The organism is Ohtaekwangia kribbensis, assembly GCF_042676245.1.
In the GTDB taxonomy this organism is placed as follows: Bacteria; Bacteroidota; Bacteroidia; order Cytophagales; family Cyclobacteriaceae; genus Ohtaekwangia; species Ohtaekwangia kribbensis.
The window spans coordinates 412,837-436,320 of record NZ_JBHTKA010000004.1; the positions used below are offsets into that span (position 1 = coordinate 412,837).

A 23,484-nucleotide genomic window follows, 5' to 3' on the forward strand; every position below is an offset into this window, starting at 1 on the left:
CCACTACTTTTTCGTCTTTCGAAAAGCAGAAATAATCCTGCCAACAGAGCGCTTTTCGAATTCCCAAAAAAAAGTGAACTGACCTAAGAGGAAACCATACCCTAACAAGATGACATTATATAGGGGCAGAATAAATATATAGTATAATACGGAAGCGAACGCTGTATCGCCATTTTCTCCGGCAAGGAACCGAAGAATCGGTTTTTTAATAGCTAAAACAGTGAGGCCAGTACAGGCAAACACAATCAATACGACAACAACCTGAGATATACTTCCCAGTTTCCATCGTTGCTTGAGCCGCTCCATCCACGAAGTATTCGCCATATTTTTATTCGATTTCAGGGAAATTATTCCACAACCCCATAGAAGGTACTGGTGCTTCAAACAACACTTTCTCCTTCTTTACCGGGTGAACAAACGAAAGTCTTTTGGCATGAAGATAAATACTTCCGTTATCGGTTGGGGTATCATCTCCATATTTTATGTCGCCTTTAATAACACAACCTATACTGGCAAGTTGTACGCGTATCTGGTGTGGACGGCCCGTAACCGGATTTACTTGTAACAACCAGCAACCCGCGGCAGCAGCGAGCACTTTATAACTCAGTTCAGAGCGTAGGGCACCCGTTGTTTCTTTCCTGAATGCGGTAGTCTTATTCTTCTTCTCGTCTTTTAGAAGCCAGTGCAAGAGCGTGTCTTCGTTTTTAGGAGGCTTACTCCCAACAATAGCCCAGTATGTTTTGGTAGTCTCCTTCTCGCGGAACAATGCATTCATCCGTTCGAGCGACTTTGATGTGCGAGCTAACACCACAACACCACTTACCGGGCGGTCGAGTCTATGTACTACACCCAGAAATACAGCACCGGGTTTATCATATTTTTCTTTAATATATTCTTTACACAACTCTACCAAAGGTATATCTCCGGTAGCATCGCCCTGCACCAGTACGCCACTGGCTTTGTTAACAACCAACAGATGGTTGTCTTCGTAGAGTACGGTGAAGGGTTGAGCTTTGGCCATGCGAATCAAAAACCAAACATCTGGAAAAGTTGGTACATTTATAAAAGATTTTTTTCAACTTGAATGAAAACATTAAGGATTGATCGCAGTAGAGAATGGACTGTTGATGATTTTCTCAAACTGGAAGAATCTAATACCTTGTGTAAGTTGATTAATGGAGCACTGGTTATACCACCTACTCCTTCGCCTATTCACCAAAATACCAATGATAACCTTTATAGCTTTTTTAAGGCGGAGGCAAGAAAGATAGGCGATATAGTATATTGGATCGCAGATCCCGGCCAATCATACACCCGAAGTATATAAGCACCATCAAGCCGATGCTGACGTGCCACATCTATACCTTGTAAAAGAAGGAGAAGTTTCCTCCTCCGTTCTTACCAATCTTAAATTTGACCTGAAAGATATCTTTACTTTCTGATTAGAACTCAGAAGTAAAATGAAACTCAATATCCGGAAAGTTATCCTGCACCATTTTTAACCACGCACGAGACTCGGCCATAAACACAATCTTATCATCTTTATCGCGGGCGATGTGCCGCTGTTTCGAATCTATAAACTCAGCAAGCTTCTGCGGATCTTTACTGCTTATCCAGCAGGCCTTATAAATATTCTGTGGCACAAACTGACACGATGCACCGTACTCATTCTTGAGGCGGAACTGAATTACTTCAAACTGCAGTGCTCCTACAACACCCACGGCTTTTTTCTTACCAATCTCGTAGGTAAACAACTGCGCCACACCTTCCTCCATTAGTTGAAGCAAGCCTTTTTCAAGTTGCTTCGTCTTCATGGCATCCATGTTTAGCACCTCTTTAAAAATCTCGGGAGAGAAACTGGGTATACCGGTATACATCATCTTCTCTCCTTCTGTAAGCGTATCGCCTATCTTCAGGTTACCGGTATCATATAAACCGACTATATCTCCCGGCCATGCTTCATCAACGGTCTCGCGATCCTGCGCCATAAAAGCCGTAGCATTTGAGAAGCGTATACCTTTTTCCTGGCGAACATGGTAGTAATTACTTCCTCGCTCAAATTTACCGGAGCATATTCGCAAGAACGCTATACGGTTCCGGTGTTTCGGATCCATGTTAGCATGTATCTTGAAAATGAAACCGGAGAATTTATTTTCAACAGGCTCCACAAGTCTTGCCGTTGTCTCGCGCGGAGCAGGATCGGGTGCTATGCGAATAAACGTATCCAACAACTCCTGAACCCCAAAGTTATTAACAGCACTACCAAAGAATACCGGAGCAACCTTACCCGCAAGGTAATCATCAACATTAAACTCCGGATATACTCCTTCAATTAACTCGACATCAGCACGCAGTTGTTTAGCATTGTTCTCACCAACATAATCATCTACAATCGTGTCGTTGATATCTTTTACTTCGATGCCCTCCTCCACGGTTGTTTTACTGGGTGTAAAGAGGTGCAGGCTCTTCTCATAGAGACTATATACTCCTTTAAAAGTTTTACCCATGCTGATCGGCCAGCTCAACGGACGAACTTTGATGTTCAACTTCTCTTCAACCTCATCCAATAACTCAAATGGATCACGTCCTTCGCGGTCGAGTTTGTTAATGAAACAGATCACCGGAGTATTACGCATCCGGCAAACTTCCATCAGCTTCTCGGTTTGTATCTCTACACCTTTCACACAATCGATCACCATGATCACACTATCTACAGCGGTCAGCGTACGATAGGTGTCTTCAGCAAAATCCTGGTGACCCGGTGTATCGAGCAGGTTTATCTTTACATCTTTATAGTTAAAGCCCATCACCGAAGTAGCCACCGAGATACCTCTTTGTTTCTCGATCTCCATCCAGTCGGAGCGCGCGTGATCTTTAATTTTACTCGACTTTACTGCGCCTGCTTTCTGAATGGCACCTCCGAAAAGCAGAAGTTTCTCCGTAAGCGTTGTTTTTCCGGCATCGGGGTGACTTATAATTCCGAAGGTTCTTCGTTTCGATATTTCCTGTTCTAGATTCATTGTCTCGTTAGTCGTTATCCGTTATTTCTTATTCGTAATCCGGAATCCACAAAGTGCATAGCCAACGATTAACTATTAACGGATAACGATTCACGAATAAGCGGTCGCAAAAGTAAAGAAAATGCCATTTCCTTATCATAAGGATTTCGCTTTGTAAAGAAAATGCGTTTTTCTTATCAAAGTGATTTTGCTTTGTAAAGAAAATCGAAAAATCTTTACAGAGAGTCCTCAATTCAATCATAAACCCAAACACCAAAATGCAATACAGACGATTTGGAAGAACAAACTGGAACGTAAGTGAAATTGGCTACGGCATGTGGGGCCTTGCCGGCTGGACCGGTGCCGACAACCAGGAAGTAGACCAGGCTTTAGCGCGATCCATTGAATTAGGTTGTAATTTCTTTGACACCGCGTGGGGCTACGGCAACGGCAAAAGTGAAGAGATACTCGGCAAAGTTGTGAAGCAGAATCCAGACAAGAAGTTATATATCGCGACCAAGATTCCACCCAAAAATTTCAAGTGGCCTTCCAGGCCCGAATATAAATTGGCAGATTGTTTTCCGGCTTCTCACATCATTGAGTATACCGAGAAGAGTTTGAAGAATCTGAATGTCGACAGTATAGATCTGCAACAATTTCACGTGTGGGAAGACAGCTGGGCCAACCAGGATGAATGGAAAACTGCAGTTGATAAATTAAAACGTGAAGGAAAAGTAAAGCACTTCGGTATAAGCGTTAACCGCTGGGAGCCAGACAACGTACTGGATACACTACGAACCAACCTGATTGATGCCGTACAAGTGATCTATAATATTTTCGATCAGGCACCTGAAGACAATCTCTTCCCACTGTGCCGCCAGTTAGATATAGGTGTTATTGCCCGCGTACCCTTTGATGAAGGTACATTAACCGGTACACTTACCAAGGAAACTGTTTTTCCCAAAGATGATTGGCGCTCCACGTACTTCGTTCCTGAGAATCTCAATTCAAGTGTTGATCATGCTGAAGCCTTGCGCCCACTGATACCTGCCGGTATGACGATGGCTGAGATGGCGCTTCGATTTATACTCTGCAATGATGATGTACACACCATTATTCCGGGTATGCGCAAAGTACGAAACGTAAATGCGAACATTGGTACAAGCGATGGCAAGCTGCTGGCTGAATCGCTTCACGCGAAGCTGAAAGATCATCGTTGGGACAGAACACCAACGGAGTGGTCACAATAAATCGCTGAGTGGCATTCAGGTTATGAGAAAACCGAAGCTTGCTATATTCATCTTTGGTTTACTGATCAGTGTAACTGCGATCGGGCAGTCTGGTTTTTCCAGGTACTTCAAGGAAAGTCTGTTTCCATCCATTGACAACAGCACCTATCCTGAAATGAAGTTTACCTGGAACATGGCTGGCAAAATCCAGGCTTCCATGAACAATGGATTGGCAGAACTGGATGAAGACAATCCGGATGTAGCGATTAACAACTTCAGCGATGTTATCCGTCAGCTCCCCAATTTCTCACCAGCATTTTATTATCGTGGTATATGTCATAAGATGCTGGGAGATTTTGCGAATGCAGAAAAAGATTTTCTTGCGGCACTCGCTATAAATCCCAAAAGCAGTGAAACACTTCTGTTGCTTGGCGAAGTGTACGACCAGAAAGAGGCGTACAATAAAGCAGAATCATACTATGAAAAATCGGTTGGTATAAATCCTGCACTTGTCCGTGCACATTTCAATCTCGGCAATATAGAGCGCATGCGTGGCAACGAGCGCAAAGCATTAAAGTACCTGGAGAAGTGCCACGAACTTGATCCGAAATTTCCCAACGCATACCTGGTACAAGGGCTCATTAAATTCCCCGAGCTGGCCAAAAGTAAAAACAATACCGAAGCTATAGTATATTTTGAAAAGGCACTTCAATGCGACTCGCTTTACCGCGAAGCATTATTCTGGCGCGGCTTTGCGTATATCGTTTTGGAACAGCCCGATAAAACTATTCGCGACTGGAATAAACTCGTGCAGTATAATCCAGACAATTCTTTCTTCGTGATGTTACGCGGGTTTCTCAACATTGAACTTGGAAACTTCGATCAGGCTTTTAATGATTTGCGTAAGGCTGTACTGGCCAACCAGGCGAACGAGGAACATTTCAGAAGGGGAGAAACTATATTGGACAAACACATCGATATTCAATATGCAACCTCGTATGCCGTGCGCTTCAGTTATGGATTAGATGAAAACGCATTGAAGTTTTTCAAAAAAGGATTCTGTTTCTTTCTGGCAGACAAGAAAAAATTAGCGCTGGAAAATTTTAAAGCAGCTGAAAAAATTCAACCATCTGCCACGGTATATTTTCTGGAAGCATTGGCATTTGAGCATGACGGTAAACATGATTCTGCATTTGTATACTACGACAAAGCACTGCAGCTTGACAATGAAATTCTGGATGCGCATAAGAAGAGAGCCATCTATCGCTATGAACGAAAAGACTGGAAAGGTGCTTACGCAGATCTCAATGAAATGGCTCGACTGCAACCAGAGCTGATGCTTACCTATAGATTACGAGGGCTGATCAAGGCAGCACAGAAAGACTATTACGGTGCCATCATTGATTTCACAAAATACCTGAAGTCTGACACAACAGACTTTGAAATTTTTAATCAACGTGGTTTATGCCGATCACTGGTTGGCGATGAGAAAGGTGCCAACGATGATTTTCGAAAAGCACTGAAGATTGACCGTTTCAACTGGCAACTTTTTGAGCATGTAGTGGAAAGCTATATCACCTTGAAAGATACCGTGAACGCTCTCGAAACGCTTGCTGAATACCAGGCAGCTTTGCCCGAACGAACGTCTCCGCTTATGCGCCAGGCAGAACTGTTTTTAGCTCAACATAAATGGGATGAAGCAAAGCGAATACTTGAACGTGTCCTCCTCAGAGGATTTCATCCCGAATATTACGATAAGGTACAGTACTCTCGTGCCTTCTTTCTCAACGGCAAACTTCATTTTCATCTACAGAATTATACCGCATCCATTGAAGCGTTTAGCAAAGCACTCGAGGTAAATCCATCGAACATGGAAGCACTGTACCTTCGCGGCAAAACCTATATCGCGATGGGCGACAAGCGGAAAGCCATCAACGATTTCAAGCGACTAAAATCTGCAGGATATGCAGACTCTGAAACGATACTTCAGTCACTACTCGACCGCCCGTAGCCGTTGTTAACACTATAGATGCACCGCACCAGCTTATTTTATGTCAATGTGTCACATTTTTATCCTTAAAAAGCCATTGGCATAACCCTTGAAGAAACGCAACAAGGAGAAGAAAAGCTGTAAACTAAACACCGAAAAAATATTATGGGAAAAATTATTGGAATAGACTTAGGTACCACCAACTCGTGCGTTGCCGTAATGGAAGGTAACGAGCCCGTGGTAATCGCGAATAGCGAAGGTCGTAGAACTACACCTTCCATCGTTGGTTTTCTAGACAACGGAAAGGGTGAACGCAAAGTGGGAGATCCTGCGAAGCGTCAGGCTATCACCAATCCAAAAAATACAGTGCAGTCTATCAAACGCTTCATGGGTAAGAAGTTTGATGAAGTATCCGGAGAAAAGAAAATGGTATCATACCAGGTTGAATCCGGCAACAACAACACCGTGCGTGTTCGCATTGGCGATCGTTTATATACTCCACAAGAGATCTCTGCAATGATTCTTCAGAAGATGAAGAGCACTGCAGAAGACTACCTCGGCACCACGGTAACAGAGGCCGTTATTACAGTACCGGCTTACTTTAACGATGCTGAGCGTCAGGCTACCAAAGAAGCGGGACAGATTGCAGGCCTCGATGTAAAACGTATTATCAACGAACCTACTGCTGCTGCGTTGGCGTATGGTCTTGATAAGAAGAATCATGATATGAAAATCGCGGTGTACGACTTAGGAGGTGGTACATTCGATATATCAGTACTGGAATTGGGTGATGGCGTATTCGAAGTAAAATCTACTAATGGTGATGTACACCTGGGTGGTGATGACTTCGACTTGCGTGTGATGAACTGGCTGGCAGATGAATTCCAGAAAGAAGAAGGCGTAGATCTGCGCAAAGATCCGATGGCGTTACAACGTCTGAAGGAAGCTGCTGAAAAAGCAAAGATCGAATTATCAAGCTCTATGGAAACAGAAGTAAATTTACCTTACATAACTTCTGTTGACGGTGTACCAAAACACCTTGTTAGAAAATTAACACGCGCGAAATTCGAGCAACTGGTTGACGACCTCGTGCGCAGAACATTAGAGCCTTGCCGCAAGGCTGTGGAAGATGCAGGTGTTTCTGTATCGCAGATCGATGAAGTAATTCTCGTGGGTGGTTCAACCCGTATACCACGCATCGTTGAAGAAGTAGAGAAATTCTTCGGCAAGAAACCTTCAAAAGGTGTAAACCCGGATGAAGTGGTTGCAGTAGGTGCAGCGATACAAGGTGGTGTGTTAACCGGAGAAGTAAAAGACGTACTTCTGTTGGATGTAACTCCGCTTTCATTGGGTATTGAAACATTAGGAGGTGTAATGACCAAGCTGATCGAAGCGAACACAACTATTCCTTCTAAGAAATCAGAAGTGTTCTCGACCGCTGCAGACAACCAGCCTTCTGTTGAGATACACGTGTTGCAAGGTGAACGCGCCATGGCGAAAGACAACAGAACCATTGGTCGTTTCCACTTGTCTGATATACCTCCGGCACCTCGCGGTGTACCGCAGATCGAAGTAACATTCGATATTGATGCCAACGGTATACTTCACGTATCGGCTAAAGATAAAGGAACCGGCAAAGAGCAAAAGATCCGCATCGAAGCTTCTTCCGGACTTACCGATGCAGAGATCCAGAAGATGAAAGAAGAAGCTCAGGCAAATGCTGATGCTGATAAAAAAGTAAAAGAACGCGCCGAGAAAGTTAACCAGGCCGATTCACTCATCTTCCAGACTGAAAAGCAACTGAAAGAATACGGTGATAAACTTTCCGACAGCAACAAAGGAGCTATCAGCAGCGCCCTTGAAAATCTGAAGAAAGCTCACCAGGCGCAAGACCTTGCCGGTATAGAAGCCGCTATGAACACGCTGAATGCAGCATGGCAGGCAGCAGCTTCTGAAATGTACCAGGCAACCAACGGAGGTGCTCCGGGTCCTGATGCTGATGCAGGCGCACAAGGCGGCCCTTCAAATGCAGGCAACGCATCTGGCAACAATGTATCGGATGTAGAGTACGAAGAAGTGAACGACAAGAAATAAGTTGTTCAACATCGTTCGTGAATATTATAGAACCCTCCGACAACCGGAGGGTTTTCTTTTTTTGATATATACTATATCTGCATACTTTCTTTAAATCCTTCGCAATTCCACTAACATTAGTTTGCAATTCATTGAAAAAGAAGCAATTGTTTGCAGTTGTGCGCGAATTATTTTTAATCGCTTTATATATTTGCCCGCTTTATAAAAACGCACGCTTATGCTCATAATGAAATTCGGAGGCACCTCGGTAGGGAAGCCTGAACGCATGAAAAAAATTGCCGACCTCGTAACGAGTACACCCGGTAAAAAGATTGTTGTTCTGTCTGCATTATCCGGTACAACCAACGCGTTGGTTTCGATCGGTGATCATTTACTGGCAGGACAAAAGGCAAAGGCGGAAGAAGTTATCAGCGATCTTGAAAAGCACTACCTCACGTTCATCAAAGAATTATATAGCAGTGAAGGTTTCCTGGCTATAGGACAGGAGATTGTAAGCCGCTTTTTTATTTTTATCCGTCTGCTTGCAGCAGGCCAGTTCGATAACAAAAGTTATCGCGAGTTACTGGCACAAGGTGAACTGCTCTCAACGGAATTATTCTATCAGCACCTGCAGGAGCGCAAGATCAGCGCGCGTCTACTTCCTGCGTTATACTTCATGTCTATTGATGAAAACGAAGAGCCTGAACTCGAAAAAATTTCCGAGCGACTCAAGCCTCTGTTGAGCTCACTTAGCAATGTAGAGATCATCATTACACAAGGCTATATTTGTCGCAACCATCGTAACGAGATCGACAACCTGAAGCGTGGTGGCAGCGACTATACGGCATCACTGGTAGGTTCTGCTATACGTGCTGAAGAAATACAGATCTGGACCGATATAGATGGCATGCACAACAATGACCCGCGCATTGTTAAGAAGACTGTACCGATTTCAGAACTTACGTTCGATGAAGCTTCTGAACTTGCATACTTCGGAGCAAAAATCCTCCACCCTTCAACCATCGTACCTGCACAGAAGTATAATGTACCGGTGCGTCTGAAGAACACGATGGATGAAAAAGCATTTGGCACAATCATCACCAGCAAAGGTACCGAAGGTTCTTTCAAAGCGATCGCGGCGAAAGATGGTATCACCGCTATCAACATCAAATCGTCACGCATGCTGATGGCGTATGGTTTCTTGCGCAGAGTATTTGAAGTATTCGAAAACCACAAAACTTCTATCGATATGGTAACAACTTCTGAAGTTGCTGTATCATTGACGATCGACAACAACACGCATCTTGCTTCCATCGAAAATGAGTTGAAGAAATTCGGTTCGATAGAGGTAGATAAAGATCAAACCATTATCTGTATTGTAGGTAACAAAATCACAGAGCAGAAAGGAATGCTGAACAAAATCTTCGAAGCCATGGCAGATATACCCTTGCGCATGATCTGCAGTGGCGGAAGTCCCAACAACGTAACGGTGCTGGTTGACAAACAATACAAAGAAAAAGCACTCAACCTTCTCAATGAAGGATTGTTCGGCCTGAAGTAAACACCTCCTTTAATCCCGCTCTTTTTAGCATCCTGAAAAAGAGCGGGGTTTATTTAAAAAATCGCCATTAAGCCGCTCCCGGCTCCGTTGTACCCTCAAAAAACCGCTTTAGCGCCCAAAAAACAGAATTTTTAAAATAGTTCTGATAGGAACAATGCAATCCGTTAACTTTGAGTTTTTAGCAGCATTGCGGTAAATGGTCTTCGATATTTTTCTAACTCTGTTTTTGGTGTTTCTGAATGGCTTTTTCGTAGCAGCAGAATTTGCTATTGTAAAAGTCCGATCATCTCAAATTGCCCTTCAGGCAGGCAACGCCCGCAAGAAAGCGGCACAAACTATCATCGATAATCTGGATGGATTTCTGGCCGCAACACAGCTTGGTATAACACTGGCTAGTCTCGGTTTAGGTTGGGTTGGTGAAGATGTTGTTTCCAAAATTATACTTAGCGTTATAAGCGGTCTTGGCCTTACCATAACAGAAGCCATGGCCCACCGTATAGCCATACCAGTAGCCTTTGTTACGCTTACCATTCTGCACATCGTATTTGGTGAACTCGCACCCAAGTCGATTGCTATACGCTATCCTACACCTACAACACTTGCAGTTTCTGTTCCTTTACAGATATTCCATTTTGTATTCAAACCTTTTATAGCATTGCTTAACGGCTTTGCTAATTTCATTCTGAGGTTATTCGGCATAAAACCGGTAGGCGAACATGAAGAGATTCACTCGGAAGAAGAATTAAAGCTGATCATTGCCGAAAGTGAAGAAGGTGGAGCTATAGAAAGTAACGAGCGCGAACTGATTCAAAACGTATTTGACTTTGACGATCGCATCGTGAAACAGGTTATGGTGCCGCGTATAAAAATCTCGGGTATAAATGCTTCCACTTCGTTAGACAATGCCATTCAGCTGGTAATGAAAGAAGGCTACTCGCGTTACCCGGTATATGACAATAACCTGGACGAGATCAAGGGTGTTGTTCACTCGAAAGATATAGTTCATCACTACATCAATAAGACAAACAAAACGCTGAGCGAAATTGTATCGCAGCCGTATTTCGTAACCGAGAATAAACCCATCGACCACCTGCTTCGCGATTTCCAGAAGAAGAAAGTACAGATGGCTATTGTGATCAGCGAGTATGGAGGAACGATTGGTATTGTTACCCTGGAAGATATACTCGAAGAACTTGTTGGTGAAATTCAGGACGAGCACGACCATGAAGCTCAAATCGTAACCGAGGCGGGCGATACATATCACGTTATCGCTACATCTTCTATACACGATATAAACAAGATGCTGGACAAACCTTTTCCGCAATCGGAAGATTACGATACGCTAGCGGGTTTACTACTTTCGCACAACCCACTAGATATGCGCGAAGGTGCCGAGTTTAACCTGGGTGGTTATGCTATACGTATTGTAAAAATGAATCAGACGCTGCCGGAACTGGTCGATCTGAAATTACTGCCAGACGAAGACAATACTGCGGTGGATTAACCACGCAATACTCTTACTTTCCTACGTGTTATTTTACGAGTTGTCGCAGTGCTGTTTCGAATGAAGCCTGTGCTATACCGGTCTTTTGCCTGTTAACGCTATGCGTTTTTTCAAGTGCAGTGCGAATGGTCTGCGCTATATCACTGAATATAGCAGCATCTTCCATCTTCACTTCGCTTTCCATGAAGAAAGCAAACACGCGAGCCATGCCGCAGTTCGCTATAAAATCGGGGATCACTGAAAATTTCTGATCGGCATAGAGTCCGGTAGCTCCGAAGAAAATCTCGGGGTCAGCAAACGGAACGTTAGCTCCACACGAAATTACTTCCAGCGATGACGACATTCTGTCAACCTGTTCTTTGGTAATAAGGCGTGAAGCTGCTGCCGGTATAAATATCTCGAAATCGAGATCCCATATTTTCTGGTTAACTATATCAAACGGAAGTATATCCGGTGATATGAGTTTGTTGCCCTGGCGATTTACAACCAGCTGCTGTATCTCCTCCAGCGTAAAACCAGCCTGGTTTATAACGCCACCGTCATGACTGATTATACCAACGATCTTTACGCCCAGCTGTGCTAAATAAAATCCGGCAGCGGCACCTACATTTCCCCATCCCTGCACTACAGCACGCTTGCCTTGTAAAGCACCGCCCCAAAGTTCATAGTAATGTTTTACAGCCTGCGCTACACCGTAGCCTGTACACATATCGGCCACGGTATATTTCTTTTTAAGCGATGGTGAGTATTGCTCATCTTCTATCACTTTCACCACACCTTGGCGCAGCTGTCCTATACGATTTACCTTTTGCGCTTCCGTTGGTTTATAGTGTCCGGTAAATACACCTTCTTGCGGGTGCCATATACCTACATCTTCTGTTACCGGAATTACTTCATGAATTTCATCTACATTCAAATCACCACCGGTGCCATAATAATATTTCAACAGTGGCATCACAGCTGCATACCAGCGTTGCAATACGCCTTGCTTGCGCGGATCGGCCGGATCGAAATTTATACCGGACTTCGCTCCTCCTATGGGTGGACCTGATACGGTAAATTTAACTTCCATTGTCTTGGCCAGCGATTCTACTTCACGCTTATCAAGACCTTTGCGCATGCGTGTACCGCCACCGGCTGCACCTCCGCGTAGTGAATTAATTACTACCCAGCCTTCCGCTTCTGTCTCGCTGTCTTTCCATTCAAATACAATCTCGGGGCGCTTGTTCTCAAACTTGTGCAGAAGCTCTTTCATTGAAATGCAGGTTGGATTGAAGTATATATTTCAGCCGCAAGAATAATCATCAAAGTACTAAAAGCCAACGGTTAAACCGGAAGAACTATTTCGCGAGGCATGGGTAACACTACTCAAACAATTTACTTCGTTGCGCAGGCGAAGCATGCCTAAAAACCCGAACACCAATGCTTCCTTGAACTTCACCACATCTTCTTCCGGAATGATGAGCGTTGCATGATCGCCACATAACTCCAGCAAGCGTAAAACAAAAAATGAGTTAAAAGCACCTCCACCGGTACACAACACTTTTGCGGCTTCTTTACTACTCATAATAACACTGGCAATTTCAGCCGCAGATGATTCTGTGAACGTCCGGAGTCTGTCATTCAATGGAATTGATTCATCATCCAGCAATGGCTTGATCTGTTTTTCAAACATCTCTCTGCCGAGCGATGGTCTTTTCTTGCGAAGACCACTATATATTTTCGCAAGAGCCTTCCACAACGGAGTGTGTACTGTTCCATCACTTGCCATTGCGCCATGTGCATCAAAACTTTTACCGGCTTTGGAAGCCAGGTAGTTCAAACCCATATTCATAAAACACACATCGTATGCGATGCGCTTTCCTTTAATATCCATCGAGAGATTCGCAATGCCACCAAGGTTGAGGCAAACATCATACTCACTGAAAAGAAATTTATCGCCAGCCGGTACGAGCGGTGCACCTTCTCCTCCTAACAACACATCCAGGCTTCTGAAATCATATACCACGGGGAGGCCACACGCAGCGTGCAGTGCCTGACCATTCCCTAACTGAAACGTAAAGCCACGACCCGGCTGATGAAATATAGTGTGACCGTGTGACGCAATAAAATCAACCTTCAGCTTATGCTTGCTTATAAAATCAGCGCAGGCTTTGCCCAAAAATTTTCCATACGTTACATCGAGCGCAACCAATTCTTCTGCTGAAAGATTTTGTGCTGAAGAAAGTTTGGTAATCCATGCTGCCGGATATTTCAGCGTTGTTGCCTTATCGATAACATACTGCCAGCCCTTTTCTGTTTTGCTGAATTTACAATACGCAATATCGAGTCCGTCAAGCGAAGTGCCCGACATCAGTCCGATAACTTTATAGTTGTTCTTTGAATCCATATTTTTGGGTTCTGTTGTCCGTGCCATGTTACGTGTAAAGGTAATTCGTGTGTATACTACAGGTTCCTTACCGACATTGTAACATTAACCGATTATGGCTAACAGATACACTGTATGAATATAGTTGTCGATTACGGAAACTCGTCTGCCAAGGTAGGGATTTTTGATCACCATACACTGACTGACAAGCGTGTCTTCCGCGAAGAAGAGGCACTGAAAGATTTTCTACAAAACTTTCCGGCCGATCATTTCATCATAAGCTCAGTGAACACGGATGCCCATACAGTAGGGTCATGGACAACCGCGAAGAAGAAATTTATTCTTCACTACACATTACCCTTGCCGGTAAAAAATCTATATGCCACCCCGCAGACGTTGGGAGTAGACAGGATCGCGGGAGTATGTGGAGCGCAACAGATTTTTCCGGCAACAAATTGCCTGGTGATTGATGCGGGCACGTGCATCACGTACGACTTTGTTGATGCGCAGGGTAATTATCATGGCGGCAGTATTTCGCCAGGATTGAAGATGCGCTTCGATGCCATGCATACGTTCACTGCACGTTTACCGTTAGTGCATGCAGTAGCCGATGCCGCATTAATCGGTAACAGTACCGAAACGTGCATGCAGAGCGGAGCTATTTTTGGTTTGATAGAAGAAATTGAAGGGATTATTCGCAGGTATTCTGAGAAATTTGACGGTTTAAAGGTGATTTTGTGCGGGGGTGATACAGGTTTTTTTGAAAACAAACTTAAAGCGTCCATATTTGCGAGCCCTGAACTGGTTCTCAGCGGGTTAAACAGCATTTTATTACATAATGTCAGTCGTTAAGAAGTTTTTTTTACTGTCTCTTGTCATCATTGCATCAGCAGAAGTTCGGGGCCAGGCAGCACGTTCACCATTCACAACGTTTGGGATAGGCGAACGCTACGGTGATGCGTTGGTTCATAACCAAGGCTCGGGTACGGGTATAAGTCAGCCGCAGTACTGGTATCTCAATAATCAAAACCCGGCATTGCTGGTATTCAACACACTTACTGTTTTTGAGGCAGGTATAGTTGGTGAGCGCAGAACAATTCGCAACAGCCAGGGCAGCGAAAAAAATTCAGGCGGTAATATGAATTACCTCGCGATGGCGTTCCCGGTAAAAGTTACCAAGTGGACAACGTCTATCGGCTTGATGCCCTATACCAATGTCGATTACGAAGTAAAAAGAGATACTACACTTTCAGACGGTACTCCATATGAGTTAAGAGAAAGCGGCACCGGAGGTTTAACACAATTATACTGGTCTAACGGTATACGCTTGACAAAAGAGATCAGCATCGGTTTAAAGGCAACGTATCTGTTCGGTCCGATTGAAAATGTTTATTCCAACCAACTCACAGGTCCTGATGTAATCCCTTATATAGTATCAGTAGAAAATAAATCATCAGTTTCTGATTTTAATTTCAGCGGAGGTTTTTCGTTCAGTCGCGATTCACTCTGGGGGAAAAATTATCGATTCAGTGTTGGTGCTATGTATGACATGAAGACCAGCCTGAAAACAAAAGTTACTGACAAATTTTACCGCACTACGGTTGCCGGCGATACCATTGAATCAAGCGAACTCAGCAACGCCCACGGACAAATAAAAATACCGGGAGCACTTACGTTGGGAGTTTCATTAAGCAGAGGATTGAAATGGTCTGTAGCAACTGAGCTTTCGTACCAGAACTGGTCAAACTTCAGCAGTGTGAATGCAGATGACAACACAGGCTTACAGGAATCGTGGCGTGCTGCACTGGGAGGTGAAATTACGCCAGATCCACTCGCACTCGGCAGTTACCTGAAGCGCCTCACCTATCGCCTCGGGGTAAGTATGGAACAATATCCTTTTCTGGCGAATGGCAATAGCGTGAAAGACTATGGCATTAATTTTGGGCTCTCGTTGCCGGCCGGTCGCTCAAATTTGAATTTGGCAGCTAAAGTAGGTAAGCGGGGTAACAGGAATGAGAATATACTGGAAGAGAACTACTTTAAAATATACTTTGGTATAACCTTTAACGACCAGTGGTTTATTAAACGCAAGTTTGATTGATCGCTGCGAAAAAAGATAGAAGTAAAAGGCCATGGTTAATGCTGTGGCCTTTTAACTTTATATAAAACGTGACGACCGTATCGATCATACGTTTTTGAATGATGAGATTTTTTATGAGACGATATTTACTGCTTCTAATACTCCCGGTTCTGGTGATGGCCTGCGGCAAACAGGAGATCAAAGAGCCTGTAGAATATACCGGACCGCTGCGCGAAGTTGAGAACATGGAAATGTTTTATACCGAGAACAACAACATCAAGGTAAAAATGCAGGCTGAACTGGTATACGAATTTCAGAATGGCGATCGCGAATTTCCGAAGGGTATATACATGGAGTTTTATGATGAGTTTGAAAAACTGGAATCAACGTTGCGCGCGAATCATGCTTACTATTTCAAAGAGCAGGATCAGTGGCGCGGTCGCGGAAAAGTAGAAGTAAAGAATGTTGCCAAGAATGAACAGCTTAACACCGAAGAACTTTTCTGGAAGCCTGATGATCAGCGCATTTTCACAGAGCAATTCGTTACTATCCGTCAGCAGGGAGATGTTATTTATGGACAAGGATTGACTGCGAAACAGGATCTTTCTGATTATGTAATCACTCATCCGGAGGGCGAGCTCGAGGTTAACGAGTAGATTTTGGTTTCGTCCCGATAACTATCGGGACAGAAAAAACACAGCAATATACTCTGCCACTAATACTATAGTTGTAAAAGTAAGAGCACATAAGTGATAGTTGCTTCACTATAACTTATGTGCTACAAAATATCTGCGATTATCCGCCCCGATAGATATCGGCAAAAAACTAAAGAACGTTATTGAGTTGTTCCTTGATCTTTTCGAGTTCTTCTTTCATCGTTACCACGTGCTTCTGAATTTCCGCATCGTTGGCTTTTGAACCGATGGTGTTTATTTCACGACCTATCTCCTGCGATATAAATCCAAGTTTCTTTCCGTTGGATTGTTTCTCGTTCAGTATCTGTATAAAGTAATCAAGGTGTGATTTCAGCCTCACCTTTTCTTCATTGATATCAAGCTTCTCGATATAGAATATAATCTCCTGCTCCAGGCGGTTGGTATCAAAACCTTCTTCACCAAAGAACGAAACTACATTTCCTTTCAGGCGTTCGCGAATGCGTTGTACACGTTTCGGGTCGAGCACTTCTACTTTTTTCAACTCTTCACCAATTACACCTATACATTCTTTCAGCATTTTTTCCAGCACGCTTCCTTCAGTTTTTCTGAACTGGTCGCACTTCTGTATAGCTTCGAGTAAATGTGTTTTTATCTTGTTCCACTCATCATCGTTCGATTCTTCCTTCAGGTTGCTCTGAATTACATCCGGAGAGTTCAGCGCCAACTGGAACAAATTATCGTGTGGTGCAATGACGCGATCAGCAAGTCGCTTCAACTCCTGGTAGTATGAAACAAATAACGCTTCGTTGTACGATTGTTTCATCGACTCATCTCCATATCGCTGATAATCGATAACAATGGAAACTTTGCCGCGCTCAAGTTTTTCGCTTATCAGGTTTCTGATTTCTATTTCGCGCTCTGCAAAAATTTTAGGGAGTCGTAAGTTCAGGTCAAGAAATTTTGAGTTAAGACTTTTGATCTCAACACCAATTTGCAGCCGGCCATCATCGTAGGCTGACTGACCAAAACCTGTCATGGATTTTATCATAGAATGAAGTTACAAAATAAAGGAACGGATTCTGTCCGTTCCCTTAAACGTCTGCAAGATAGCAGACTCCAGTGATATCTGTATATACCAATCAGAAATCAAATCCGAGTGTAACGTGCAGCTTCGGACTTCCCACTTTATAGTTTTCAACCGGCCACGCCAGATCGCCTTTAATATAGTATCCCAGCAGCATGGTACGCAAGCCTACGCCATAGCTATATAACCACGGGTTAAGATAGTTCTTGATCTCTGCCTGGAACGGGCCTTGTGTAATAACATTATAGCTTACACTGTTGTTGGATGAGAATGGAGGTGAGCCAGACCAGCTTGTACCAATATCATAGAACGCAGTGAACTGCATATTTCTAAAGAAGTTGGAAGAGATCGGTCCGTTTACCAGCGCACGGATTAACGGCACCCGTAACTCTGCGTTGAACATCATTACGCTGTTACCAAACAACGTTCCATAGTTAAAACCGCGGAGGTTGGTGGCATACTCCATGAAGAGTATATCCTGGTTAGCCGAAGCTACACCGAGCGGGTTCGGTTGTCCTTTGCTTGTAGTTCCGGTATAGCGTGTCTTATTGGCAATCCAGTTATCCATACCACCGAGCATATATACTTTCGGTGAGTTACCGAAGAACGTACCGGCATAACCACGCACCGCCAACACAATCTCCTTATAGATCTGTTGATAGTGACGCAAGTCTGCAGATACCTGTGTAAAGCTCAGATCCTGATTGTTCAATCCCTGGTGATGTTGGAAGCTGATCTTACCGCGACTACCTTCAATCAGGTTCAACCCGGTAGTAACGGAGTTATCATACACCAACTCTGAACGAACACCTGCGTAGTAATTCGTAACCGGTTCTGCAGATGGAGGGGCAGAAGGGAAATCAGATTCTCCAAGATCGAGCGAGCGTGCTATAGCACCAAATGGTTTTATAGTAAAACGAATACGATCGGATATAGGAAGCGCAGCGCTTATCTCGAGGCGATTGAGTGTATACTTGAAGTCACGGCTCTCGAGGTTATCTGCTGTCTCAACGGTTTGCCATCGTATAGCCTTGCGATCGAAGCGTATACCAAAGTCGATGAGTGAAGGTAAATATTGGAACTCACCATATACATCACCACCTTGTAAATCAACCGGCACCATCAAGCCTCCGATAAAGCGATAGTTCTCCAACATATCGTTCATCTGTGTCTCAATGAGAAGTCCTAAACTCCGCAGCGGGTCCCACACCAGTGATGTTACCAGGTTATCGGCACTGAATTTGGATTCATAGGGGAAAGGACCTGTAATTCTACTCTTATCGCGTGCCTTCGCATAGCGCGTCAGGAATGATTCGCTCGGCTGATTCTGTTTTACAACATCATCTTCAAAAACATAATTATCGGTATTTACTACATCCGGCTTTTTCTCTGCTCCTGGGTTAGGAATTGAGTCTGTTTGACTCTGAGCGCGCACTGTATCCACAGGTATATTTACAGAGTCCGCAGGCGCGGCAGTAGTATCATTTGCTTTTTGAGATTCTTTGAGACGTGCATTGAGCAGGTCTTTTATACTCATGTTTTTATTTTCTTCCTGCTTACGTTTCTCGCGGATCACACGCGCCTGTTGTAATTCTTTTCTGCGGGTTGCCGGAGTAAACACCTGCCGGTTAATGTTGAACGAACGGTTTACATAAATGCGCTGCTTTTGATTCTCCGTCATTACCATGGCCATCGTTCCGGTGTTAACGTTGAGGTCATAGTTCTTAACGCTGCTGGCGTAGTTTGTGACTTGCGTATATATACCGTTCGTGCTGTTATAGCGGAACAGGTTTATGATACCGCGCTGGTCGCTCAGGTAATAAAATGTATTCTCATCGCTGGCAATAGGGCCTGTATCTTTACTCAGCGTATTGGTAACACGCTTCAGCAAGAGACTGGAACTATCAAGATCGAATACAAAAAGATTATAATTGTTGGTGAGCTTCCCAAACTCAGGTTTTGCATTGGCGCGCAGGGTATCCGTTGTGCGGTTGGACGAGAATACGATGCGATTGGTGTTCGGTATAAATGTAGGATCAAGATCATCGTACAAATCGTTCGTTAATCTTCTTACGCGATCTCTCCGTGCACTTAACAGGAACAGATCACTCTTTCCTTCAAAGTCTGCACTGAGAATTACCAGGCGGCCGTTACCGGAAAAACTAAAGCTGCGAATGTTGCTGAAGCGTTCCAATGCACGTGGCTGTTTGCTGTTCGTGCTCAGGTCGTATAACCAGAATACATACTCACCATGCTTTACACCGATCACGCCCAATGTGTTAGCATCAGACCACGCGATGAGCGGCTGCCGGTAGTCAACCCGTTGGTTGATTACTTTACTTCCACCGGAGATAATCGTTTTGTCTCTTCCGCTTTCGAGTGAGCGGATCTTGATAATATACCTTCCACGATCGTTCTCTGCATATGCTATATGTCTTCCATCCGGACTAACTTTTACAGTGGTATATTCTGTTGTGCGGTTGTTTGGAGATTCGAAGACCAGTGAATCGCCTGCGCTCACGTACGACTTTGCCACTACAGCTTCCATCTCCGAATAGTAACGCTGCCACTCCGTTAACATCTGCTTGAAGCTGATGCCAAGTGTTATCTGAATGCTTTTCTCTTCGTTACGCGTTACGCGGGTATAGTTGAGAATGTTGGCCATGCTGCTCTTGCCATACTTCTCGGTAATAAAATTCCAGATGGACTGTCCTACCAGCGCGGCATCTTTACCCGAAAGCTTTGTTGCACGTTTCGCTTTACGTGTACGCATCAGTTGGCGGATATAGTCATCCATTTCGGCTGTCCAGCCTTTCGCTACATATTGTGATGCACCCGCTACGAACCATTCGGGCAGGCTCATCAGTATAGAACTTTGAAATATATCTTTCAGGTTACCGCCAAACATCATCTCGTTCACCATCAGTTCAGAGATTTTGAAAAGCAGTTCTTCTTTAAATTCCTGTGCAGTACCCAGATGAGCTACTTCTATATAGGGCTTTACAAATTCCGTTTCGCCACCAATCTTGTTGGTGTTACGGTTCAGGCCCATGTTGCTCTGGCGCAGATCCGAAAGCGAGTTATATACAAATACTTTTGTTTTGAAGTAAGGCGGGTAGTCGATCATATCCGTGATGCGATCGAACTCAGCTTCGAGGTATTCGAGTGCTTCCTGCGCAACACCTTTACGGGCATCGTAATAATATACATCAAAATTTTCTCCGCTCAGGTATACCCAATCGAACTGGCGGTATTGAATTCTGTTCTTGCCGAATACTTCCCGTGCCTGCTGGGCTTTTACGGGGGCAGTAATGATTACGGTTAGCAGCAGAACAGCCAGTAATACTCTTCGCAACATCATAAGTTATTTAGGAGAAGTCCAATATACTGATTTATAACGTTCAATATCCACCAGTTTGTTTAAGGGGGTGTCATTTTCCATCCAGCGGATTAAAACATCCGAAAAATACGGTGTCAGGCTTACTCCTTTTGTGCCGAAGCCATTAAAAATTATTACAGCCGGATGCTCGGGATGACTTCCCAACAACGGCCTTCGATCGGGCGTTGTCGGGCGAAAGCCCCACTCCTGACTGATACACTGGTATTGAATATTCATAAGTTCGTTCAATTTTTCTTCGAGCTCAGTTCGTGCTTCGGGTGTAATGCCCGGAGCTTTGTCCTGAAAATTATACGTAGCGCCTATACGCCACTCTCCGCGTTGCAAACCCGGAACGATGTAAACGCCACGATTCACTATAATATTTTCTTCGAAGGCTGTTCTCACCAGAATTGTTTCTCCTTTTAGCGGTCGTATCGGTAGCCAGTTAAACCAGGCGTTAATTCTTGTTCCGTTGCAAAAAATAATTTTTGAAGCTTCGATGTCGCGGTAAATCACACGATCATCTTTTACGATGAGTTCTTCATCGCGCAGCGGCTCGGTTAATAACGTTGCTTCTTTCAGAATCCATTGCCGCACCGCATCAACATACCGGGTTGTGTTGAGGTAGCCGCATTGCCGGAGCAATAATCCTCCGAAGGAATCTTTTACCTGCGCGAATGCAGGTGATGAAAAAATCTTTTCGATATAGGGCGCAAACAACGGATCTGCGCTTCGTCCCATCCACTCGTTCTGTTCCTCGACCGATACGAACGGACGGTACAACGGCATCGGGAAGAAAAATTTTTCTCCCGTAATTTTCTCAGCGTTTGTATAAAAATTGTGCAGGTATGGGAATACCGTATCGGCCATCCATGTCTTTACCATTTTTTTGCCAGTAACCGGATTGAACAACCCGGCCGCTACCCGCGATGAACTGTTATTCTCCGATTCATCAATCACCACTATTTTTTTTCCGCGTGTAAGTAACTGAATGGCTACTGCAGAACCTGCCAGCCCTTGACCAACGATGATGTAATCGACTATGCGCACGTAAATATTTACTAAGGGGTAAAAATGAAAATAAAATAATTGGCCTACTGAAATTTTCCCGACTATTTTTGGCGCATGCTTCAGCTACAGAGTTTTGTTTTTAATCCTTTGCAGGAAAATACGTACGTGTTGTTCGATGAGACAAAGGAATGTGTAATCATCGATCCCGGATGTTACGAGCGGGAAGAGCAGTATGACCTGGCCGATTTTATAGAAACTAATCAACTCAAGGTAGTGAAGCTCCTCAATACACATGGTCATGTTGATCACGTACTGGGCAATGCGTTTGTAAAAGAAACGTACAAAACAAAGCTCTACATTCACGAGCAGGATGCAGCAACCTTGAAGGCAGTGAAAGTATACGCTCCGCATTATGGGTTCTTTCAATACCAGGAGGCAGAGCCAGATATATACCTGAAGGAAGGCGAGGCTGTAACCTTCGGAAATCAATCCCTCGATGTTTTGTTTGTACCCGGCCACGCTCCCGGGCACATCGCGTTTTATCATGCCGCATCCAAAACACTGATTGGCGGTGATGTACTTTTTTACAACAGCATTGGTCGCACCGATTTACCCGGTGGTAATTATGATACGCTGATCGATAGCATTCATCAAAAGTTATTTACCCTTCCGGATGATGTAACGGTATATCCGGGACACGGACCCGAAACCACTATCGGGTATGAAAAGAAAACCAATCCCTTTTGCGCATTGTAACAGGGTAAAGCATTTCATAACAATTCCCCAATAACAAAATCGCTACATTTGATTTGCCTGCACAGGCTATTTATATTTTGAAACTGTGATTTGAATTTATGATCCGTCATCTTCCCAACTTTCTTACATGTTGCAACCTTATCTGCGGATGTCTAGGCATTGTGTTCTTACTGGAAAACCGCGGAGTACCCGCAGCATACTTTGTATGGGCAGCAGGATTGTTTGATTACTTCGATGGCTTTGTAGCACGCCTGCTCAAGGTAAGTTCGCCTATCGGTAAAGAACTTGATTCACTTGCCGATGTCGTAAGCTTTGGTGTGCTGCCTGCATTGGTTATGTACAAACTGATTGGTGAACATAGCACGAGTGAAGCGCTTCCCTATATCGGTTTTACCATCGCTGCGTTTTCAGCACTGCGTTTAGCGATCTTCAACATTGATGAGACACAGACCGATTCATTTAAAGGATTGAACACTCCTGCCAACACACTTTTCATCACTTCACTGCCGCTGTTGCCGCCTGCTATGGGTGCGTGGCTTTACCAAGACTGGCTGCTGGTAGCCATTACGTTGGTGTTTTCGCTGCTGCTGGTTTCACGTATCGAGATCTTCGCGCTGAAATTCAAAAATTTTACCTGGGCTGATAACAAGACCAGGTTTACCTTCCTTCTGCTGGCCGTATTATTATTGGCTTTATTTAAGGTAACAGCAATACCCTTTATTATACTTTTATACATCGGACTTTCGTTAGGGGTCAAAGCCTTTTCAAAAAAGAATTCGGTATAACTTTTTTTC

General features: G+C 44.1%; 18 protein-coding genes. 10 read left to right on the forward strand and 8 right to left on the reverse strand.

The features are described from left to right. Window positions 1-3 precede the first annotated feature (3 nt). From ACFQ21_RS14970 to ACFQ21_RS14980, 3 genes are all read right to left on the reverse strand, one after another. The gene (locus tag ACFQ21_RS14970; protein WP_377580073.1) at window positions 4-324 is read right to left on the reverse strand and encodes a DUF6787 family protein; all 321 of its coding nucleotides are present in this window, start codon (window positions 322-324) and stop codon (window positions 4-6) included. A 4-nt stretch (window positions 325-328) separates the two neighbouring features. Continuing rightward, window positions 329-1,021, reverse strand: coding sequence for an RluA family pseudouridine synthase (locus tag ACFQ21_RS14975; RefSeq protein ID WP_377580074.1), 693 nt, complete (start codon window positions 1,019-1,021; stop codon window positions 329-331). A gap of 421 nt (window positions 1,022-1,442) precedes the next feature. Beyond that, window positions 1,443-3,020: a peptide chain release factor 3 gene (locus tag ACFQ21_RS14980; RefSeq protein ID WP_377580076.1), complete on the reverse strand. Its 1,578-nt coding sequence runs from the start codon at window positions 3,018-3,020 to the stop codon at window positions 1,443-1,445. 257 nt (window positions 3,021-3,277) lie between these two features. Between ACFQ21_RS14980 and ACFQ21_RS14985 the strand changes: the two genes are divergently transcribed. From ACFQ21_RS14985 to ACFQ21_RS15005, 5 genes are all read left to right on the forward strand, one after another. Next, window positions 3,278-4,249: an aldo/keto reductase gene (locus ACFQ21_RS14985; RefSeq protein ID WP_377580077.1), complete on the forward strand. Its 972-nt coding sequence runs from the start codon at window positions 3,278-3,280 to the stop codon at window positions 4,247-4,249. Window positions 4,250-4,271: 22 nt separating this feature from the next. Then, window positions 4,272-6,239 (forward strand): tetratricopeptide repeat protein, encoded by a 1,968-nt coding sequence (locus tag ACFQ21_RS14990; protein WP_377580078.1) that lies wholly within the window; start codon window positions 4,272-4,274, stop codon window positions 6,237-6,239. 144 nt (window positions 6,240-6,383) lie between these two features. Further along, window positions 6,384-8,312: a molecular chaperone DnaK gene (gene dnaK / locus ACFQ21_RS14995; protein WP_377580079.1), complete on the forward strand. Its 1,929-nt coding sequence runs from the start codon at window positions 6,384-6,386 to the stop codon at window positions 8,310-8,312. Between the two features lie 217 nt (window positions 8,313-8,529). After that, window positions 8,530-9,852, forward strand: coding sequence for an aspartate kinase (locus ACFQ21_RS15000; protein WP_377580081.1), 1,323 nt, complete (start codon window positions 8,530-8,532; stop codon window positions 9,850-9,852). A gap of 196 nt (window positions 9,853-10,048) precedes the next feature. Continuing rightward, window positions 10,049-11,356, forward strand: coding sequence for a hemolysin family protein (locus ACFQ21_RS15005; protein WP_377580082.1), 1,308 nt, complete (start codon window positions 10,049-10,051; stop codon window positions 11,354-11,356). A gap of 28 nt (window positions 11,357-11,384) precedes the next feature. Here the strand turns inward: ACFQ21_RS15005 and ACFQ21_RS15010 are convergent, their stop codons facing one another. Together ACFQ21_RS15010 and ACFQ21_RS15015 are read right to left on the reverse strand one after the other, a co-directional pair. Beyond that, entirely contained in the window at window positions 11,385-12,611 is a 1,227-nt protein-coding gene (locus tag ACFQ21_RS15010; RefSeq protein WP_377580083.1) for a Glu/Leu/Phe/Val dehydrogenase dimerization domain-containing protein, read from the reverse strand. A gap of 57 nt (window positions 12,612-12,668) precedes the next feature. Beyond that, complete coding sequence (locus ACFQ21_RS15015) at window positions 12,669-13,772, reverse strand: anhydro-N-acetylmuramic acid kinase (protein WP_377580085.1); 1,104 nt, start codon at window positions 13,770-13,772, stop codon at window positions 12,669-12,671. 87 nt (window positions 13,773-13,859) lie between these two features. On the opposite strand from ACFQ21_RS15015, the gene ACFQ21_RS15020 reads away from it, so the two are divergent. The 3 genes from ACFQ21_RS15020 (at window position 13,860) to lptC (ending at window position 16,460) form a co-directional block, all read left to right on the forward strand. Then, on the forward strand, window positions 13,860-14,576 hold the full coding sequence (locus tag ACFQ21_RS15020) for a type III pantothenate kinase (protein WP_377580086.1): 717 nt from the start codon (window positions 13,860-13,862) through the stop codon (window positions 14,574-14,576). Further along, window positions 14,563-15,825 carry a hypothetical protein gene (locus ACFQ21_RS15025; RefSeq protein WP_377580087.1) on the forward strand — a complete coding sequence of 421 codons (1,263 nt, stop codon included), beginning with the start codon at window positions 14,563-14,565 and terminating at the stop codon, window positions 15,823-15,825. The genes ACFQ21_RS15020 and ACFQ21_RS15025 overlap by 14 nt, the downstream gene beginning before the upstream one ends. 113 nt (window positions 15,826-15,938) lie before the next feature. Beyond that, window positions 15,939-16,460 (forward strand): LPS export ABC transporter periplasmic protein LptC, encoded by a 522-nt coding sequence (gene lptC, locus ACFQ21_RS15030; RefSeq protein WP_377580088.1) that lies wholly within the window; start codon window positions 15,939-15,941, stop codon window positions 16,458-16,460. A 169-nt stretch (window positions 16,461-16,629) separates the two neighbouring features. Here the strand turns inward: lptC and ACFQ21_RS15035 are convergent, their stop codons facing one another. The 3 genes from ACFQ21_RS15035 to ACFQ21_RS15045 form a co-directional block, all read right to left on the reverse strand. Further along, complete coding sequence (locus ACFQ21_RS15035; RefSeq protein WP_377580089.1) at window positions 16,630-17,508, reverse strand: YicC/YloC family endoribonuclease; 879 nt, start codon at window positions 17,506-17,508, stop codon at window positions 16,630-16,632. A gap of 91 nt (window positions 17,509-17,599) precedes the next feature. Beyond that, the gene (locus ACFQ21_RS15040; RefSeq protein ID WP_377580090.1) at window positions 17,600-20,905 is read right to left on the reverse strand and encodes a translocation protein TolB; all 3,306 of its coding nucleotides are present in this window, start codon (window positions 20,903-20,905) and stop codon (window positions 17,600-17,602) included. 3 nt (window positions 20,906-20,908) lie between these two features. After that, window positions 20,909-21,973, reverse strand: coding sequence for an NAD(P)/FAD-dependent oxidoreductase (locus tag ACFQ21_RS15045; protein ID WP_377580091.1), 1,065 nt, complete (start codon window positions 21,971-21,973; stop codon window positions 20,909-20,911). Between the two features lie 75 nt (window positions 21,974-22,048). On the opposite strand from ACFQ21_RS15045, the gene ACFQ21_RS15050 reads away from it, so the two are divergent. Further along, on the forward strand, window positions 22,049-22,690 hold the full coding sequence (locus ACFQ21_RS15050; protein ID WP_377580092.1) for an MBL fold metallo-hydrolase: 642 nt from the start codon (window positions 22,049-22,051) through the stop codon (window positions 22,688-22,690). A gap of 98 nt (window positions 22,691-22,788) precedes the next feature. Beyond that, entirely contained in the window at window positions 22,789-23,475 is a 687-nt protein-coding gene (pssA, locus tag ACFQ21_RS15055) for a CDP-diacylglycerol--serine O-phosphatidyltransferase (RefSeq protein WP_377580093.1), read from the forward strand. The last annotated feature ends 9 nt before the right edge of the window (window positions 23,476-23,484 follow it).